This window comes from Isoptericola sp. NPDC057191 (genome assembly GCF_042670225.1).
GTDB lineage: Bacteria > Actinomycetota > Actinomycetes > Actinomycetales > Cellulomonadaceae > Isoptericola.
The window spans coordinates 1-1646 of sequence record NZ_JBHUWC010000310.1 but is presented as its reverse complement, the minus strand read 5'-3'; the positions used below and the strand labels follow the sequence as shown (position 1 = coordinate 1646).

At 76.1% G+C, this 1646-nt stretch carries 2 protein-coding genes and 1 riboswitch; both genes read left to right on the top strand.

Annotated features, from left to right (window positions below):
* The first annotated feature begins 177 nt into the window (after nucleotides 1-177).
* A riboswitch (TPP riboswitch) is annotated at nucleotides 178-290 on the top strand.
* 5 nt (nucleotides 291-295) lie between these two features.
* A complete protein-coding gene (locus ACFT55_RS20140; RefSeq protein WP_380245639.1) occupies nucleotides 296-937 on the top strand; it encodes an ECF transporter S component in 642 nt (213 codons plus the stop codon).
* Nucleotides 938-1015: 78 nt separating this feature from the next.
* Nucleotides 1016-1646 (top strand): ABC transporter ATP-binding protein (locus ACFT55_RS20135; protein ID WP_380245637.1); only part of this gene is annotated, 631 nt, incomplete at its 3' end.

Below are 1646 nucleotides of genomic sequence, written 5' to 3'. Positions count from 1 at the left end.
GGCCCCGCAGCCCCCCCCGGAGGTGTAGGCCCGGAACCTCAGGTTCCGGGCCTTCTCGCATTTTCTGGGTCCTCACTGGCCCCGACCCCCGGGTTCAGCGCGTGGGACGCCCTTGCGCCCCGGGAGCGGTCGCCTAGGCTGACCTGCGGCCGCGTCGTCGGCCGCCACATCTGAAGACACCCATGACAGGGGAGCGCCGTCGAAGGGGCGCTGAGAGTGCGGGCTCGAGCCGCAGACCCTTGGAACCTGCTCCGGTTAGCACCGGCGAAGGGAGTTACCTGGAATGTCCGCGCCCATGATCCGTCCGCCCGCCCCCGGGGCGGCTCGTACGGCCCTGCGGTTCCGCACCGTCGACCTGGTCACGATGGCGACGCTCGGCGTCGCGGTCGGGGTCGTCTTCTGGGGCTGGACCCAGCTCTACCACCTGCTCTCCACCGGCCTGGTCGTGGTCTTCCCGCCGGCCACGGGTCTGCTGGGCGGTGGTTGGCTGCTCGGCGGCGTCCTCGGCGGGCTGATCGTCCGCCGGCCGGGCGCCGCGGTGCTCACCGAGGTCGTGGCCGCCTGCGTCGAGGCGCTCCTCGGCGCAGGGTGGGGCTTCTCCGCGATCGTCTCGGGAGTGGTGCAGGGCATCGGCGTCGAGCTGGTGCTCGCCCTGTTCCTGTACCGGCGGTTCGGCACGGTGGTCGCCGCCCTGGCAGGGGCGGCCGCAGGCGCGTGCGGCGCCGTCTACGAATGGTTCGTCTACTACCCCGAGTGGCAGTGGGGCTTCCGCCTCGCCTACCTCGCATGCTTCGCCCTCTCGGGCGCGCTGCTCGCGGGCGTCGGCGGAGCGGCCCTCGTGCGCGGCCTCGCCAGGGCGGGCGTCCTCGACGCCTTCGGCCCGGGCCGAGACCTCGCCGACGCCGCCGCGCTCCCCGGCCGCGCCGCGCGGTCCTGACGCGTGGTGCGCCCGGACGGACGGCCGCGCGCGCGGCTGGAGGGGCTGACCTGGCGGCCCACGGGGAGACCGAGGCCGGTGCTCGACCGGCTCGACCTGACGATCGGGGTCGGGGAGCGGGTCGGTCTGGTCGGACCCAGCGGAGCCGGCAAGTCGACCGTGCTGCACGCCCTGGCGGGCGCGCTGGGCGACCCGCTGCCCGGAGACCTGTCGGGCTCGTCGCACGTGGACGGCGTCGTCGGCCTCGTGCTGCAGGACCCGGGCGCCGCCGTCGTGGCGGAGCGGGTCGGTCGCGACGTCGCGTTCGGGCCGGAGAGCGCCGGGCTGCCCCGGGACGAGATCCGGCGGCGGGTCCGCAGGTCGTTGGACCGCGTCGGCCTGCGACACCCCCTGGACCGACCGACCGCGGCGCTGTCGGGCGGGGAGCTGCAGCGGCTCGCCCTCGCCGGGGCGCTGGCCTGCGCCCCGGACCTGCTGCTCCTCGACGAGCCGACGGCGATGCTGGACCCCGACGCCGCGGCGGAGCTGCGGTCGGCGGTCCTCGACGCCCTCGCAGGGTCCGACACGTCCCTGGTGGTGGTCGACCATCACGTCGGCCCGTGGCTCGAGCACCTGGACCGGGTGGTCGTGCTCGGCCCAGGCGGCGTCGTCACCCACGAGGCCGCGCCCGGCGCCCTGTGCGCCCCGCGGCGCGGCCCGGAGAGTGCGC